Origin of the sequence: Cellulosimicrobium sp. TH-20, assembly GCF_002105775.1 — a bacterium.
Lineage (GTDB): Bacteria > Actinomycetota > Actinomycetes > Actinomycetales > Cellulomonadaceae > Cellulosimicrobium > Cellulosimicrobium funkei.
Map to the genome: position 1 here is coordinate 1,203,009 of NZ_CP020857.1, position 15,123 is coordinate 1,218,131.

The following is a 15,123-nucleotide window of genomic DNA, read 5'->3' on the forward strand; positions in this document are numbered from 1 at the left end:
GCGGGCCCGCCGCGGGTACGTCCACCTACGAGGCGGCGAAGAGCGGCGCGCGGCCGGGCGGCTGCGCGGGCGGCGGGTCCTGGATCCCGGCGAGCAGCGGCCGCTCGAGGACCGCGTGCTCGGGCGTGAGCTCGAACGGCTCCTCGCCGTGCACGACCCGCAGCCGCTCGCCGGACTCGAGGCGGTACGTGACGCCGTCGGGCCGGACCTCGACGCGCGCCCGGGCGTCGCCGTGGTGGACCGCGAGCGCGAGCCGCGTGAGCCGGGACGGGAGCCGGGGGGCGAGGCGGAGCCCGTCGTCGTCGTGCCGCAGCCCCACGATGCCCGTGACGACGGCGGTCCAGGCGCCCGCGAGCGACGCGACGTGCAGCCCGCCGTCGGTCGAGGCGCGCAGGTCGCACAGGTCGAGGAGCGCGCTCTCGCGCGCGTAGTCGTACGCGAGGTCGACGTAGCCGATCTCCGCGGCGACGACCGCCTGCACGGGCGCCGAGAGCGACGAGTCGCGGACGGTCAGCGGCTCGTAGTAGTCGAAGTCGCGGCGGCGCTGCTCGGGCGTGAACTCCTCGGGCGCGGCGTGCAGGGCGAGCACGAGGTCGGCCTGCTTGACGACCTGCCGCCGGTACAGCTCGACGTAGTGCACGTGGTCGTCGAGCGGGAACCGCGCGGTGCCCCGCGACTCGAAGTCCCAGGGGGCGTGCCGCGTGAAGTCCTGCGACTGCTCCGTCACGCCGAGCTGCGCGTTGTACGGGACGACCATCCGGTCCGCCGCGCGCCGCCACTCCGCGCGCTCGTCCGGGGTCACGTCCAGCCGCGCCGCCTGCTCCGGGAACCGCTCGCACAGCTCGTCGGCCGCGCGCAGGTTCTTGCGCGCCATGAGGTTCGTGTACGTGTTGTTGTCCACGACGGCGGTGTACTCGTCGGGCCCGGTCACGCCGTCGATGCGGAAGCCGGCGGCGGTGTGGTGGCCGCGCCCGGCCCACAGCCGCGCGGTCTGCACCACGAGGTCGACGACGACGTCCCGGGCGAGCTCGTCGTCGTGCGTGGCGGCGACGTGCCGCACGGCGGCGAGCGCGACGGCCGACGAGACGTGGAACGCGGCGGTGCTCGCGGGCCAGTAGCCCGACGACTCGCGGCCGCTGATCGTGCGCCACGGGAACGCCGCGCCGGGCAGGCCGAGCTCGGCGGCCCGCTCGCACGCGTGGGGGAGGGTGGTGTGCCGCCAGCGCAGGTGCGCGGCCGCGGCGTCGGGCAGCACGTGGTCCAGCACGGGGAGCACGAAGGTGTCCGAGTCCCAGAAGGCGTGGCCCGCGTAGCCGGTGCCCGTGAGGCCCTTGGCCCGCACGCCCACGCCCTCGACCCGCGCCGACGCCTGGACCACCTGGAACAGGCTGTGCCGCAGGGCCTGCTGCATCTCGTCGTCGCCGTCGAGCTCGACGTCGCCCCGGTCCCAGACCGTGGCGAGGGCGTCGGCCTGCTCGCGCTCGAGCGCGTCCCAGCCCGCGTCGACGGCCGCGGCGAGCACGGTGTGCGCGTGCGCGGGGAGCGCGTCGGCGTCGGCGCCGCCCGCGTAGGCGGCGAGGACGACGACCTCCAGCCACTCGTCGGTGCGCAGGTCGACGGTGAGGACGGCGGCGCCGCCGCGGTGGTGCCAGCGCGGGCGGACGCCGTCCGCCGCGTCGACGAGGTGCGCGGTCTCGACGGCGACGCCGCGCTCCGAGCGCACGGTGCGCTGCCGCACGGACGACCCCTCGGCGTCGTGCCGGCACGAGACGGTGACCAGCCCGGGCGCCTCGCGGCCGGGGTCCTGCCCGCCGTGGGCGCAGCCGGGCACCGGGCGCAGGGTGACGGTGACGTCGCCGTGCGCGTGCACGCGCCAGCGCGACGCGACGACCTCGCGCCGGGTGAGCGGGACGAGCCGCTCGTTGTGCAGGGTGACGCTCCCGCCCGACGGCGCGGTCCAGCGCAGCTCGCGCCGCAGCACGCCCCGGCGCAGGTCGAGCACGCGCTCGTGCGCCTCGACCGTCCCGTCGGGACCGGCGGGGTCGTCGGTCCGGACGTCGACCGGCTCGCCGTCGACGGACCAGCCGACCCGCCACGCGTCGACGACCGGCACGAGGCGCTCCTCGACCTCGGGGTAGGCGTACGCGCGCTCCGCGTAGGTCTGCTCGAACTCCTCGTGGACGGAGGCGACGAGGGTCGAGGGGTCGTCGTCGGGGTCCGCCTCGTCGAGCGTGCCGCGGACGCCGACGTACCCGTTGGCGAGGGACAGGAGGGACGCGGCCGTGGCCGGGTCGTCGACGTCGAGGGCCGACTCCCGGACGGACCACGCGGGGAGGTCGCGAGTCACGCGGTCACTCCACCACGACGCCGTGTCGCACACCCGTCCGGGGCGTGCTCGAGCCCCGTCCAGGGCCGCTCCGGAGACAAGTGTCGATCGGCCGTGGACTTTTGCTTGTTGTCGACACAACTTTCGCCTACCTGTTGACATCCATGCACTGACTGCGGTGTCATGAACCTCGTTGCCCCTGGAACCGACCAGGGGGCCGGACGTCGGCGCAGGGGAGCCCGTCGTCCGGACCGACAGCCGAGCGGTACGCACCGACGCGCACCCCGGCGGGGCCACGACGGCCCCGGACCTCGCCCACGGCCGGTCTCCCACCGGCCCGGGTCGAGCCCCGCACGACCGAGCACCCTCTCGACCCTCTGCGACCGCGGGACACCCCCGCACCACCCAGTCCTGCTGCTCAGAGTCCCCCCGCACCACCTCGGGGAACCTCCGCGCGCCCGAGCGCGCCGGCACGCGGGGCGGCGACCGCCGTCCCGCCGGTCCGGCGCGCCACGGACCGCCCGGACGACCCCGTACGCCCGGAAGGAGTCCCCCATGCCCGACCCGACGACCGAGACGGCGCCGAGGCCGCTCTCGAGGCGGGCCCTGCTCGCCGGGGCCGGCGTCGTCGCTGCCAGCCCCGCCGCCGCGCTCCTGCTCGGAGCCGGCGGCAGCGTCGCCGCGGCGCCCCCCGCCGCCGCCGCGACGACCGTCACCGCAGCCACCGGCGTCCGCAAGATCACCATGTACGCCGAGCGGATCTCCGACACCCTCGTCGGCTACGGGCTCGAGCGCGGCAAGGCGACCGTCCCCGGGCCCATCCTCGAGATGTGGGAGGGCGAGACCCTCGAGATCACGCTCGTCAACACGACGGACAAGCGCCTGTCGATCCACCCGCACGGTGTGAACTACGACGTCAACAGCGACGGCAGCACGTTCAACAACTCGTTCAACGAGCCGGGCGAGACGCGGACGTACACGTGGTCGACGGTCAAGATGGCGCGCGACCGCGGCATCTGGATGCCCGGCAGCGCGGGGTACTGGCACTACCACGACCACGCGTGGGGCGAGCACGGGACGCAGGGCCTCGCCGCGGGCCTCTACGGCGCGCTCGTCGTGCGCCGGGTCGGCGACGTGCTGCCGCAGAAGCAGTTCACGATGGTCTTCAACGACATGACCATCAACAACAAGGTCGCGCCGGACACGCCGATGTTCGAGGCGAAGCTCGGCGAGCGCGTCGAGTTCATCTGCATCGGCCACGGCAACCAGCTCCACACCTTCCACCTCCACGCGCACCGCTGGGCGAACAACCGCACCGGCCTGCTCGCGGACCAGTACGACCCGAGCCAGGTCGTCGACAACCGGGACCTCAACCCGGGCGACGCGTTCGGGTTCCAGGTCGTCGCCGGGCTCGGCGTCGGGCCGGGTGCGTGGATGTACCACTGCCACGTCCAGTTCCACTCCGACGGCGGCATGGCGGGCATCTTCCTCGTGCGCAACGCCGACGGCTCGATGCCGCCGGGCGCCCAGGAGTCGATCGACCGCTTCCAGGGTCACGGCAGCCACACCATGTCGGCCCCGTCCGGGGCCGCGCCGTCCGGCGCCGCCGCGACGACGAGCGCCCCGGCCACCGCCCCCGGCGGTCCGGCCGCCGGTGGCTCCGGGCCGGCCGTCGTCGACCTCACGGGCCACGCCGGCCACTGACCGTCCGCCGGTGAGGTGGGGCGGGCCGCCGGCCCGTCCCGCACCCGGCAGGACCCGCTCCCGGCCCGTCCGGGAGCGTCGCACCGATGACGAAGGAGTTGGAGAGTGCTTTCCAGACGATCGACACCCCCCACGAGGGGGCGCTCCCGACCGGGGGCACTACGGGCCCTGACCGTCGGCCTGACGGGCGTCGCGCTCGTCGCGAGCGCCGCCGTCCTCCCGGCGGCGGCCCAGACCGGCGCCACCGCACCGACCACCGCGGTCAGCGCGGGCGGGTCCCTCGCGGCGGGGTCCGTCGCCGCCGCGCCGGCCGCCGCAGCCGCGCCCGTGCGCGTGCTCGTGTTCCACGGCGCGCCCGACGAGCAGACCGACCCCGTCGTCGACGCGACGGCGGCGCTCACCGAGATCGGGGCCGCCAACGGCTTCGAGGTCGAGGCGACGTCCGACCCGGAGATGATCAGCGCGGCGACGCTCGGCGAGTACCGCGGCGTCGTCATGCTCTCCGCGGAGGGCATCGAGCTGAGCGGCGAGCAGGAGGCCGCGCTCCAGGCGTACATCAACGGCGGCGGCGGCTTCCTCGGCGTGCGCGACGCCGCGCGCTCGCAGGAGGCCTCGAAGTGGTTCGAGGGTCTCGTCGGCGCCCGGATCAAGGGCGCGACGATGACGGCGGAGAAGGTCGCCGAGGCGACCGGCACCGGCCGCAGCCCGGCCGCCGAGACGCCGGCCAAGGCCGTCGACGGCGACCCCAACACCAAGTGGCTGACGTTCGCCCGCACGGGCCAGCTCACGCTGCGCATGGAGCAGCCCGTCGCGGTGGTGAAGTACGGCATCACGTCGGCGAACGACTCCGCGGGCCGCGACCCGAAGAACTGGAAGCTCCAGGGCTCGACCGACGGGCAGACGTGGGTCGACCTCGACACGCGCGCCGACGAGGACTTCCCGCAGCGCTTCCAGCCGCGCACGTTCGACGTCGCGAACGAGACCGCGTACGGCTGGTACCGGCTGGACGTCACCGCGAACTCCGGCGACGCCGAGGTCCAGCTCGCGGAGCTCTCGATCTACGGCCCCGACTCCGTCGAGCAGCCCGACCCGGAGATCCCGCTCGAGGAGCGCACGGTCGACCTGGTCGACCGCCAGCACCCCGCGACGGCGGACCTCCCGCTCACGTGGGACCGCGAGGACCGGTGGCTCGACTGGGCCGACGACCCGACCGGTGACGTGCACACGGTCGCGACGCTCGAGCCCGGCCCCGACGCCGGCCCGACGACGAACCCGTTCCAGCCCGTCTCGTGGTGCCGCGACTACGACGGCGGCCGGTCGTTCTTCACCGGCATGGGCGGCACGCCCGAGAGCTGGGCGGACGCGACGTTCCGCGAGCACCTGCTCGGTGCGCTCCAGTGGACGACGGGCGTGGTGCGCGGCGACTGCCAGGCGACCATCGCGTCGAACTACAAGGCCGAGCGGCTGTCCCAGGTGAACACGGCCGGCACGCTCGACCAGAACGGCGAGCAGCACGGCCTGACGATCGCGCCCGACGGCACGGTCTTCTACATCGGCCGCGGCGCCTGCCCGACCGGCCCGATCGTCCCGTGGAGCGACCCGAACGTGGGCCTCGGCTGCGGCACGATCCACCAGTGGGACCCGGAGACGGGTGAGGCGAAGCTGCTCACGACGCTCGACGTCATGGGCAACCGCGGCAGCGGCGACGAGCTCGTGAAGAACGAGGAAGGGCTGCTCGGCATCGTGCCCGACCCCGACTTCGCGACGAACCACTGGCTCTACGTGTACTGGATGCCGCACGAGAACATCGACCGGGAGCGTCGCGTCGGCTACCGGACCGTCTCGCGGTTCACCTACGACCCCGAGACGCCGACGATCGACCAGAGCACGCGCGTCGACCTGCTCGAGTGGGAGACGCAGATCCACAGCTGCTGCCACGCGGGCGGCGGCATGGCGTTCGACAGCGAGGGCAACCTCTACGTCGGCTCGGGCGACAACAACTCGTCCGGCGGGTCGAACGGGTACTCCGGCAACAACTGGACGCAGGAGTTCGCGGGCATCAGCTTCCAGGACGCGCGCCGCACGTCGGGCAACACGAACGACCTCAACGGCAAGATCCTGCGGATCCACCCCGAGGACGACGGCACGTACACGATCCCGGACGACAACCTGTTCCCGGTGGGCGAGTACCCCGCGGACAAGACGCGCCCGGAGATCTACGTCATGGGCGTGCGCAACATCTCGCGCCTCCAGATCGACCCGGACACCGACTGGCTGACCGCGGCCTGGGTGGGCCCGGACGCCGGCAGCCCGAGCCCCGAGCTCGGCCCGGCGAAGTACGAGACCGCGACGATCATCACGTCCGCGGGCAACCAGGGCTGGCCCTACTGCATGGGCAACAAGCAGCCGTATCGTGACCGGAGCAACGAGGACGCGAGCGTCCTCACCGGCTGGTACGACTGCGACAACCCGAAGAACACGTCGCCCCGCAACACGGGCCTCGTGGACCTCCCGCCGGTACGGAACAACATGATCTGGTACTCGCCCTCGGGCGGCGGGCCGGTCTTCCCGGACCGCGGCAACGGCATCCCGACGTACGAGGACGACGAGGCGACCTACACCATCCCGTGGCTACGGGGCGGCGGCCAGGCCGTCATGTCCGGTCCGACGTACCGCCAGTCGCAGGTCGACCCCGAGTCCGACGTCGCGTGGCCGTCGTACTGGGAGGGCAAGTGGTTCATCGGCGACCAGTCGAACTCGAACAACCGCGTCGCGGTGACGGTCGACCCGGAGAACCTGGACGCCCCCGTGTTCATGGAGGACCTCCGCCAGATCATCCCGGGCGGCCGCGGTGACGGGCTGCTCCAGAGCTGGATGGACGCGAAGTTCGGTCCGGACGGCGCGCTGTACCTGGTCGACTACGCGGGCGGCTTCTTCAGCCTCGACCCGAACCAGAAGCTCATGCGGATCACGTACCAGGGCGGGGCCCCGACCCCGGCCCCGGCCGCGTCCGCGACGAGCATCCAGGGCGACCCGCTCACGGTGCAGTTCACGGGTGCGCGGTCCGGCGGCGTCTCCTACCTGTGGGAGTTCGGCGACGGCAAGACCTCGCGCCAGGCCAACCCGAAGCACAAGTACCCCCGCATCGGGACCTACGAGGCCAAGCTCACCGTCACGTACGCGGACGGCTCGACGGCCACCGTCACGACCGACGGCTCGCCGTCGTGCACCCTGCCCGACGAGCGCGAGACCGTGTTCTTCGGCGACGTCGACTCCACGGTCGAGAACCTCGACCTCGGCGCCTGCACGATGAACGACCTGTTCCAGGACGAGAAGGAGTGGCGCACCCACGCCCGGTTCCTGGCGCACGTCGAGTCGGTCGCGAAGAGCCTGTACGACGACAGCCGCATCGACGAGCGCGAGCGTGCTCGCCTCGTCGACGCCGCGGCGCGGTCCCAGATCGGCGTGGACCCGGGCGGGTACCGCACGATCTTCGACGGCACGCAGGAGTCGCTGTACGACTGGTTCCAGGCACCGAGCGGCAAGTTCACGCTCGAGCCGGGCGGTTCGCTGAAGTCGAGCGGCGGCCTCGGGATGCTCTGGTACGCGGGCGAGGAGCTCGGGGACTTCTCCGTGAAGCTCCTGTACCGCGACGTCTCCGAGGGTGACCACTACGCCAACACGGGCGTGTTCACCCGGTTCCCGAACCCGAACGACCCGGGCGACGTGCCGTGCGCGGCCAACCAGTCGCCCGCGTGGGTCGCGATCTCGTGCGGTCACGAGATCCAGATCTACGACGGTCCGACGGGCGAGCCGCAGAAGACCGGCTCGGTCTACAACTTCGACCCGCTCGGCCTGAACACCGGCGGCGAGAAGCCGAAGGGCGAGTGGAACGAGTACGAGATCCGGGTGGTCGGCCAGCAGTACACGATCATCCGCAACGGCGTCGTCATCAACGAGTGGGAGAACACCCCGGGACAGCAGTCGTCCCGTGCCGGTGACCCGCCGACCGACCTGCGCCAGTTCGACAGCGGGTTCATCGGGCTCCAGAACCACGGGAACGCGGACCTCATCGAGTTCCGCGACATCCGGGTCGCGGACCTGTAGCACCGCCGGGCGGGGGTGGCCGGCCAGGCCGTCCCCGCCCGTACCCGGCAGAGCCCCCAGAACCACCCCCAGAACCTTCCCGAGACACCCCCCGAGGAGTGCACCCTCATGGAACGACGTACCAGTCCCGGCGGCGTCCGCCGCCGCGGCGCGCGGCGGTTCCTCGCCGCCACGGTCGCCGGGCTCACCGCGACGACGGTCCTCACCGTCGCGCCGGCGTCCGCGTCCCCCGCAGGGACGGCAGCGCCGTCGTCCGTCTTCTCCGTCGCCGACGCCACCGTCGCGGCCGAGCAGGTCCTCACGTGGACCGCGGACAACAGCGTGACCGACTACAAGGCCTTCCCCGCCACGGCCGAGGCGGGTCCCGCCACGATCGTGTTCGAGAACAGCATGGCGACCGGCAGCACGTTCGGCATGAGCCACACGCTCACGTTCGACACGTCGTCGCCCGGCTACAACCACGACGTGAACCTCAACATCCTCGCGAGCCCGTTCGACGCGAACGGCGGGCGGCACGAGGCCCAGGTCACCTTCACCCCGGGCAAGTACCGCTACTTCTGCGCCATCCCTGGGCACGGCGAGATGTGGGGCGAGCTCGTCGTGACCGACGGCGGCACCGGCGGCGAGGACACCACGGCCCCGTCCGTGACCGCGCTCGTCACGGGCGAGCAGGACGGCGACGGCGCCTACGTGGGCGGCGCGACCGTGACGCTCGACGCGACCGACGACGACTCCGGCGTGGCCGGGGTCGAGTACGACCTCGACGGCGCGGGCTGGCAGGCCTACACGGAGCCGTTCGTCGTCGACGCCGTCGGCACGCACACGCTCCAGTTCCGCGCGACCGACGCCGCGGGCAACACGTCCGAGGCGCAGTCCGCGACCTTCACCGTCGTCGAGGGCGACGTCGAGGAGGACACCACCGCCCCGGTCGTCGAGCCCATGGTCATGGGGCAGCAGGACGAGGACGGCGCCTACGTCGGCACGGCCGCGTTCATGCTCCACGCCACGGACGAGGGCTCGGGCGTCGCGTCCGTCGAGTACCAGGTCGACGGCGGCGCGTGGCTCCCGTACACGACCACGGTGCCGTTCACCGAGGTCGGCGAGCACACCGTGTCGTTCCGGGCGACCGACGTCGCGGGCAACGTGTCCGAGGTCGGCTCCGTGACGTTCACCGTCGTCGCCGGCGGCGGCGAGGACGACACGACCGCCCCGACCGTCACCGCCGAGGTCACCGGCACGCAGGACGGCAACGGCGCGTTCGTCGGGTCCGCCACGGCGACGCTCACCGCGACGGACGACGCGTCCGGCGTGGAGAGCGTCGAGTACGACCTCGACGGCGCCGGCTGGCAGCCGTACACCGAGCCGGTCGTCGTCGACGAGCCCGGCGAGCACACGCTCGTCTACCGGGCCACCGACGTCGCGGGCAACGTCTCCGAGGAGACCGTCACCGAGTTCGTCGTCGTCGCGGAGGCCGAGGAGGACACCACGGCCCCGGTCGTCGCGACCGAGCTCAGCGGCCAGCAGGACGAGGACGGGGCCTACGTCGGCTCCGCGTCCGTGCTGATCACCGCCACGGACGACGGCTCGGGCGTCGCGACCGTCGAGTACGACCTCGACGGTGCGGGCTGGACCGAGTACACCGGGGCCGTCGTCGTCGACGAGCCCGGCCGCCACACGCTCGCCTACCGCGCGACCGACGTCGCGGGGAACGTCAGCGAGCCGGCGACCGTCACGTTCGACGTCGTCGCGGGCCAGGGCGGCGACACCGTCGCCCCGACCGTCGACCACCGCGTCATGGGCGGCGACAAGAACGAGGCCGGCGAGTACCTCGACAACGTGTTCGTGCGCCTCCTTGCCAAGGACGCGGACTCCGGCGTCGCGTCGGTCGAGTACCAGCTCGACGGCGGCGAGTGGACCCCGTACGCCAAGCAGATCTCCGTGCGCACCCCCGGGTCGCACACGGTGACCTACCGCGCGACGGACGTCGCGGGCAACGTGTCCGCCCCGAAGACGGTCACGTTCGTCATCGCGGGCGGCGAGGAGCCCGGCGGCGACACCGACGGCCCCGTCGTCACGGCGGGCGTCAGCGGCAGCCGCACGCGCGACGGCGACTTCGTCGCGAGCGCGCGCGTCACGCTCACGGCGGTCGACGAGGAGTCGGGCGTGGACCGCATCGAGTTCCAGGCCAACGACGGCGCGTGGCAGCGCTACGCGGCCCCGGTCGCGTTCGCGGCCGACGGCCAGCACGTGGTCCGGTACCGCGCGGTCGACGGCGTCGGGAACGTCACGAGCGGCGAGGTGACCTTCACGGTCCTCAAGCTCGTGCGGGACCGCTGCGTCGGCTCGGACATCCGCCCGACCGTGATCATCGACGGCCACGACAGCACGGTGCAGAACTACGACGACGGCACCGGCTGCACGGTCAACGACCACGTCGCCGAGAACGACGAGTACGCGACGCACCGCGAGTTCGTCGACCACGTGAGCCTCGTGACCGAGGACCTCGTCCTCGACGGCGTCCTCGACGACGCCGAGCGGGACCTCGTCATCGCCGCGGCCGAGCTGTCCGACATCGGCCGCCGCTGACCGCCACCTGACGGTCCGACCTGACCAGTCCGATCGACGACGGCCCGGACCCGCGCCCTCCAGGTGCGGGCCGGGCCGTCGTCGTGCTCGGCCCACCCGGGGCCGCCGCCCGCCCACCCCCTTCGCGCCGAACACGACATGAGGGTCGTTATCGGCCGTCTGGCGACCTTCATGTCGTGCTCGACGGGTGGTGAGGTCGTGTTCGAGGGCTGGCTGCCGACATCGGCGGTCGGGTCAGGCGGGCGCGTCGCCGTAGACCGGGCGCGCGAACGCGAGGACGATGCCCACCCCGCCGCGCTGCGCGAGGCGGGCGCGGTCCTCGGGGTGGTCCAGTAGGTGCCGCAGGACGCGGGCGACCGCCTCGGCGTCCGCGACGTCGACCGTGTCCGGGTCCGGCCCGTTCGCCGGGCGGACCTGGAGCAGGTCCTCGCCCTCGGCGTGCCGGGCCCGCGCGCCGTCGCGCAGCTCGACCCGCAGAGCCGGGCGCCGCTCGCCCTCCAGTACCCGCACCCCCGCGACGTCGTCCCACCGCACGACGACGCGTGCCGGCTCCGGCCCCACGGGCAGCTCGATCTCGTGCGGGCGCAGGACGACCGACTGCTTCGACGGCCCGCGCACGTACATCACCAGCCCGGTGCCGAAGCCGAGGACCATGAAGCAGGAGACCACCGCCGCGACCCCCTCCTCCTGGAGCAGCAGCCAGACGACGAACCACACCGACCCGCCGAACAGCACGACCAGGATGAGCAGGACGGCCAGGTAGTCGACGACAGGCGTCAGGCGCTCGCGCCCCCGCACCCCGCCGCGCACCGCGGTCCACACCATGCTCGGCCGATGCGGGGGACGGGGCGGACGGCTGCTCACGGGGACAGTCTGCCGGGCCCCCGGACCGGTGCCGAACACGACGTCGGTGTCGTTCTCGGGCTCAGAACGACACGGATGTCGTGCTCGACGGCGCGCGGCGTCGTGCTCGACGGCGCGGCAGGGGCGGGCCCGACGACGCGCGCCCGGTCGGCTGGCTGCGTCGCCGTCGCCGGGTCGTCCGGTCGGTCAGGACCCGCCGAGCAGCATCCGCTTCGCCGCGGCGAACTCGTCGTCGGTCAGGGCGCCGGACGCGTGCAGGTCCGCGAGCTCCGAGAGCGCCGCCGCGATCCCGTGCTGCACGGTGACCTCGGGAGTGCCCCCGCCGCGGGTCGTCCTCGTCGTGGTGGTCGTGGTGGTCGACGACGTCGAGGACGCCGTGCCCGGCGTGGGTGAGCCCCAGACCGGCGCGTCCCCAGGGGTGGTCGGGGTCCCCGTGCTCGCGGAGTCGGCGACCGCGGAGTTGGTGACGGACGTGTCGGTGACGGTGGCGGACGCGGCGGCCCGTGCGGCGTCGTGCAGGGCGCGCGTGCGGTCGCGGCGCGCCTGCACCACGACCCGCTCCCCGGGCAGGCGCCACACGACCACCGGGTCGCCGGGCTGCGGGACCTCCGACGGGAGCAGGTTCGTCACCGGCGCGAGGCGCGTGACCGTCGTCGTGAGCGCCCCGTGCCGCACACGGACCACGCACTGCGCGACCCCGCCCGAGTCCGTGCGGTCGGTGACCGACGCCGTGACGGCCCCTGCCTCGCGGACGGCGGCCTTCCGGTCACGGTGGTACTGGGCGTAGAGCGGGGCGTCGTCGCGCGACCGCCGCAGCGAGCGCGCGTACCCCGCCCACAGCGGGCCGAGGAACACCCACGGGAAGATCGTCCACACGACGTTCCAGAACCACGGGAAGAAGCCGTCGTGGTCCCACGCGTTGACCGTGACGAGCCAGACGAAGCCCCCGGACAGCAGCACGAGCAGCACGCCGTTGCGGATCTTCCTCCCGACGCTCGACGGCGGGTCCAGGAGGCCGTCGGGCGTGCGCGGCAGGTCGTCGACGGACTCGTCGTTGCCCACCAGCCGCAGGATGGCTCTCGGGTCGGCGGCCTTGCGCGCGAGAGCGGCGGACGGCGGGAGGGGCGGTTCGTCGTGCCGGGGGTCCGGAAAGGACGCCCTCGTAGTGTGGTCAGACATCATCCCGATCCTACGAGCGACCGCTGTCTGCCTCCCGCCGACCATGGGGCTGCCGACCGTCTGGCACCGGACCCGGCCGAGGACACCCTGCCAGCGGTCAATGACGGCGTGCCCGCCCTCGAGCACCGTCACGATGCGTGGCAGGGTGGCGGCATGACGACGCTCGCGCAGGTCCGCGCGGCCGCGCTCGCCCTGCCCGAGGTGGCAGAGGACGCGGCCGCCGGGACCGTGTCCTTCGTGGTGCGCGGGCGACGGTTCGCGGCGGCGACGCGGGACGCCGTCGTGCAGCTCCGCCTCGCGGACGACGACGTCGCGCGCGTGCTCGCCGAGCACCTCACCGCGCGCAGGTGGACGCGCGGCGACCATCTGCTCGGCGCGAGCGTGCCGCTCGCCGACCTCGACGGTCAGCAGGCCAACCACTGGGTGCGGCGCGCATGGTTCGCCCGTGCGCCGCAACGGCTCGGGGCTGCTCTCGTCGCCGCGGATTCCGCGGAGCCGGGGTCCGTCGGCGACCTCCCCGCTGCCATCGGCCGCCCGGCGACGCGTGCGCTCGCCGGTGCGGGCATCGTCTCGTTGTCCGACGTCGCGCCGCTCAGTGATCGGAAGCTGCTCGCCCTGCACGGGGTCGGGCCACGTGCCGTACGGATCCTGCGCGAGGTGCTCGCGGCGCGCTGACCGGCCGTGGTGCCTGCGGGAGGGCTCGCGCGTCGCCCTCGGCTGTCCGAGCGCGGGTCTCAGCGAGCGATCGTCACGGTGATGCTTGCCTCGCGGGCTGTCGCGAGCAGCGCGTCGACGCCGAACGCCTGCACCGGGCCGAGCGCTCCGGTGCCGCGGGCATCTCCCAGTGCGGCGCGGGCGGCGCCCCACGCGAGGAAGTGCGCGGTGAGGTCGTAGGCGTCGGGTCCGTCGAGCCGGACGCGACGCAGGACCTTCCCGGACGCATCGCGCGCGACCGCGAGGACGTGGGTGCGCGACGTCGCGCGGGCCGCCGCGTCCGGGCCGCCGCCCGAGCCGGCGCGCGACCGTGCGAACCGGCGCAGCGCGCCGCCCAGCCCGGGGACGCGCAGAGCGCCGGTCGCGATCGCGGTCGCCACGGGCGCGAACCGCACCGCGGGGCTGGTCACGCCCAGCGCGACCTCGACGTCGCGCAGACCAGGCGCGAGAGGCGGCAGCGTGAACGGCTCGGTGCCGCCGGCCGTGATGCCCCGCACGCGGCGCCCCGCGCCGAGGTCGAACGCGACGACGCGAGCCGCGACGCGCTCGGCCCGCAGGTGTCCGTCGCGCCAGGCGTACGAGGGTTCCAGCACGGTCTCGAGCGCGCTCGCGCGGGTCCCGCCGCTCACGCCGCCGCCGGTGGGGAAGTAGCCGATCTCCAGGCGCGCGGCGTCCGCTCCCTCGTCCTGGAGCGCGAGCGCGCCGGCGAGGTTGCCCGGCACCCAGTCGTGGCCGAACGCCGTGAGCAGCGCCGCGCCCGTGCGCCCGGCGCGCGGGCCGAGCTCGTCGAACACGCGCCGGATGAACGCCGGCTCGCCCGTCGAGTCGAGGTAGACGGCGCGCGCGTCGATCGCGGCCTCGACCGCCGATCCGCCGTGCCGGACGAACGGGCCCACCGTCGACACGAGCACGTCGCCCGGTTCGATCAGCGCCCGCACGGTCCGCGGGTCGTCGACGTCCGCGACCGCGGTCTCGAGCGGCGGTGGGGCGGGGGAGTCCGACGTCGGACGCCCGGCACCAGGGGTGCCCATGGGCTCGGCGCGGTGACGGGGTGCCGCCGACGGTGCGCTCGCGGCGAGGTCGGCGGCGAGCGCGTCGAGGCGGTCCTGGGACCGCCCCGCGAGGACCGGCCGTGCTCCACGCGCCACGAGTTCGTGCGCGACGAGCGTGCCCGTGTAGCCCGTCGCGCCGAGGAGCACGATGCGGCCCGTCGACGTCGGGGAGGTCGGGGCGTCGGTCATGGGGTCGCCTCTCGTCGGAACCAGGGATCTCGCGAGACTACGGAGCGGTTCCGTGGCTCGCGCGTCGGCGGTGGGCCGCCCGCTCCCTGCCCGTGCTCCCCGTCGGTCCGCGTGGTGTCCTGGCGGTATGGACTCAGAGCCCGACGACGAAGCACGGTCCTCGGGCGGGTCGCCCCACGGGGGCGTGTCGCCCGAGGGCGAAGGCCGGTCCGGCCGCCGCGGGTCGCCTGAGGGGGAGGGGCGGTCCGACGGCGCCGGGCAGGCCGGCGCGCCCCGGCCTGGGCTGGTGGGCGTGCTGTGGTGCGTCGTCGTGATCGTGGCGGTGCTCGTGATCGGTGTGGCGATGGGCATGCTCGACGGCCGTTGATCGCGCTCGCAGGGGCATGTGCATGAAATGAGCGA

9 protein-coding genes are annotated in these 15,123 nt (G+C 73.9%); 5 read left to right on the top strand and 4 right to left on the bottom strand.

Going from position 1 to position 15,123, the window contains the following annotated elements; all coding sequences use genetic code 11:
• Positions 1-25 precede the first annotated feature (25 nt).
• A complete protein-coding gene (locus B8281_RS05410) occupies positions 26-2,347 on the bottom strand; it encodes a glycoside hydrolase family 65 protein (RefSeq protein WP_198163157.1) in 2,322 nt (773 codons plus the stop codon).
• A gap of 534 nt (positions 2,348-2,881) precedes the next feature.
• Here B8281_RS05410 and B8281_RS05415 point away from each other — a divergent pair.
• The 3 genes from B8281_RS05415 to B8281_RS05425 all read left to right on the top strand — a co-directional run bounded on the left by B8281_RS05415 (position 2,882) and on the right by B8281_RS05425 (position 10,723).
• Positions 2,882-4,030: a multicopper oxidase domain-containing protein gene (locus tag B8281_RS05415; RefSeq protein WP_081896028.1), complete on the top strand. Its 1,149-nt coding sequence runs from the start codon at positions 2,882-2,884 to the stop codon at positions 4,028-4,030.
• A 105-nt stretch (positions 4,031-4,135) separates the two neighbouring features.
• Positions 4,136-8,137 (top strand): ThuA domain-containing protein, encoded by a 4,002-nt coding sequence (locus B8281_RS05420; protein ID WP_232322688.1) that lies wholly within the window; start codon positions 4,136-4,138, stop codon positions 8,135-8,137.
• A gap of 108 nt (positions 8,138-8,245) precedes the next feature.
• Entirely contained in the window at positions 8,246-10,723 is a 2,478-nt protein-coding gene (locus B8281_RS05425) for an Ig-like domain repeat protein (protein ID WP_085387150.1), read from the top strand.
• Positions 10,724-10,957: 234 nt separating this feature from the next.
• Here B8281_RS05425 and B8281_RS05430 read toward each other — a convergent pair whose 3' ends face one another.
• Complete coding sequence (locus tag B8281_RS05430; RefSeq protein WP_157446570.1) at positions 10,958-11,587, bottom strand: glycosyltransferase; 630 nt, start codon at positions 11,585-11,587, stop codon at positions 10,958-10,960.
• Between the two features lie 186 nt (positions 11,588-11,773).
• A complete protein-coding gene (locus tag B8281_RS05435; protein WP_085387152.1) occupies positions 11,774-12,649 on the bottom strand; it encodes an SHOCT domain-containing protein in 876 nt (291 codons plus the stop codon).
• A gap of 270 nt (positions 12,650-12,919) precedes the next feature.
• Here B8281_RS05435 and B8281_RS05440 point away from each other — a divergent pair, with 270 nt between their 5' ends.
• Entirely contained in the window at positions 12,920-13,441 is a 522-nt protein-coding gene (locus B8281_RS05440) for a hypothetical protein (protein ID WP_085387153.1), read from the top strand.
• A 59-nt stretch (positions 13,442-13,500) separates the two neighbouring features.
• Here the strand turns inward: B8281_RS05440 and B8281_RS05445 are convergent, their stop codons facing one another.
• Positions 13,501-14,721 (bottom strand): trans-acting enoyl reductase family protein, encoded by a 1,221-nt coding sequence (locus tag B8281_RS05445; RefSeq protein ID WP_085387154.1) that lies wholly within the window; start codon positions 14,719-14,721, stop codon positions 13,501-13,503.
• Between the two features lie 127 nt (positions 14,722-14,848).
• On the opposite strand from B8281_RS05445, the gene B8281_RS05450 reads away from it, so the two are divergent.
• Positions 14,849-15,088 (top strand): hypothetical protein, encoded by a 240-nt coding sequence (locus B8281_RS05450; RefSeq protein ID WP_157446571.1) that lies wholly within the window; start codon positions 14,849-14,851, stop codon positions 15,086-15,088.
• The last annotated feature ends 35 nt before the right edge of the window (positions 15,089-15,123 follow it).

Bases quoted from the DNA above. Each gene is read 5' to 3' on its own strand.
- B8281_RS05445 (WP_085387154.1), bottom strand. From the start codon at position 14,721: ATGACCGACGCCCCGACCTCCCCGACGTCGACGGGCCGCATCGTGCTC.
- B8281_RS05440 (WP_085387153.1), top strand. From the start codon at position 12,920: ATGACGACGCTCGCGCAGGTCCGCGCGGCCGCGCTCGCCCTGCCCGAG.
- B8281_RS05425 (WP_085387150.1), top strand. From the start codon at position 8,246: ATGGAACGACGTACCAGTCCCGGCGGCGTCCGCCGCCGCGGCGCGCGG.
- B8281_RS05415 (WP_081896028.1), top strand. From the start codon at position 2,882: ATGCCCGACCCGACGACCGAGACGGCGCCGAGGCCGCTCTCGAGGCGG.
- B8281_RS05450 (WP_157446571.1), top strand. From the start codon at position 14,849: ATGGACTCAGAGCCCGACGACGAAGCACGGTCCTCGGGCGGGTCGCCC.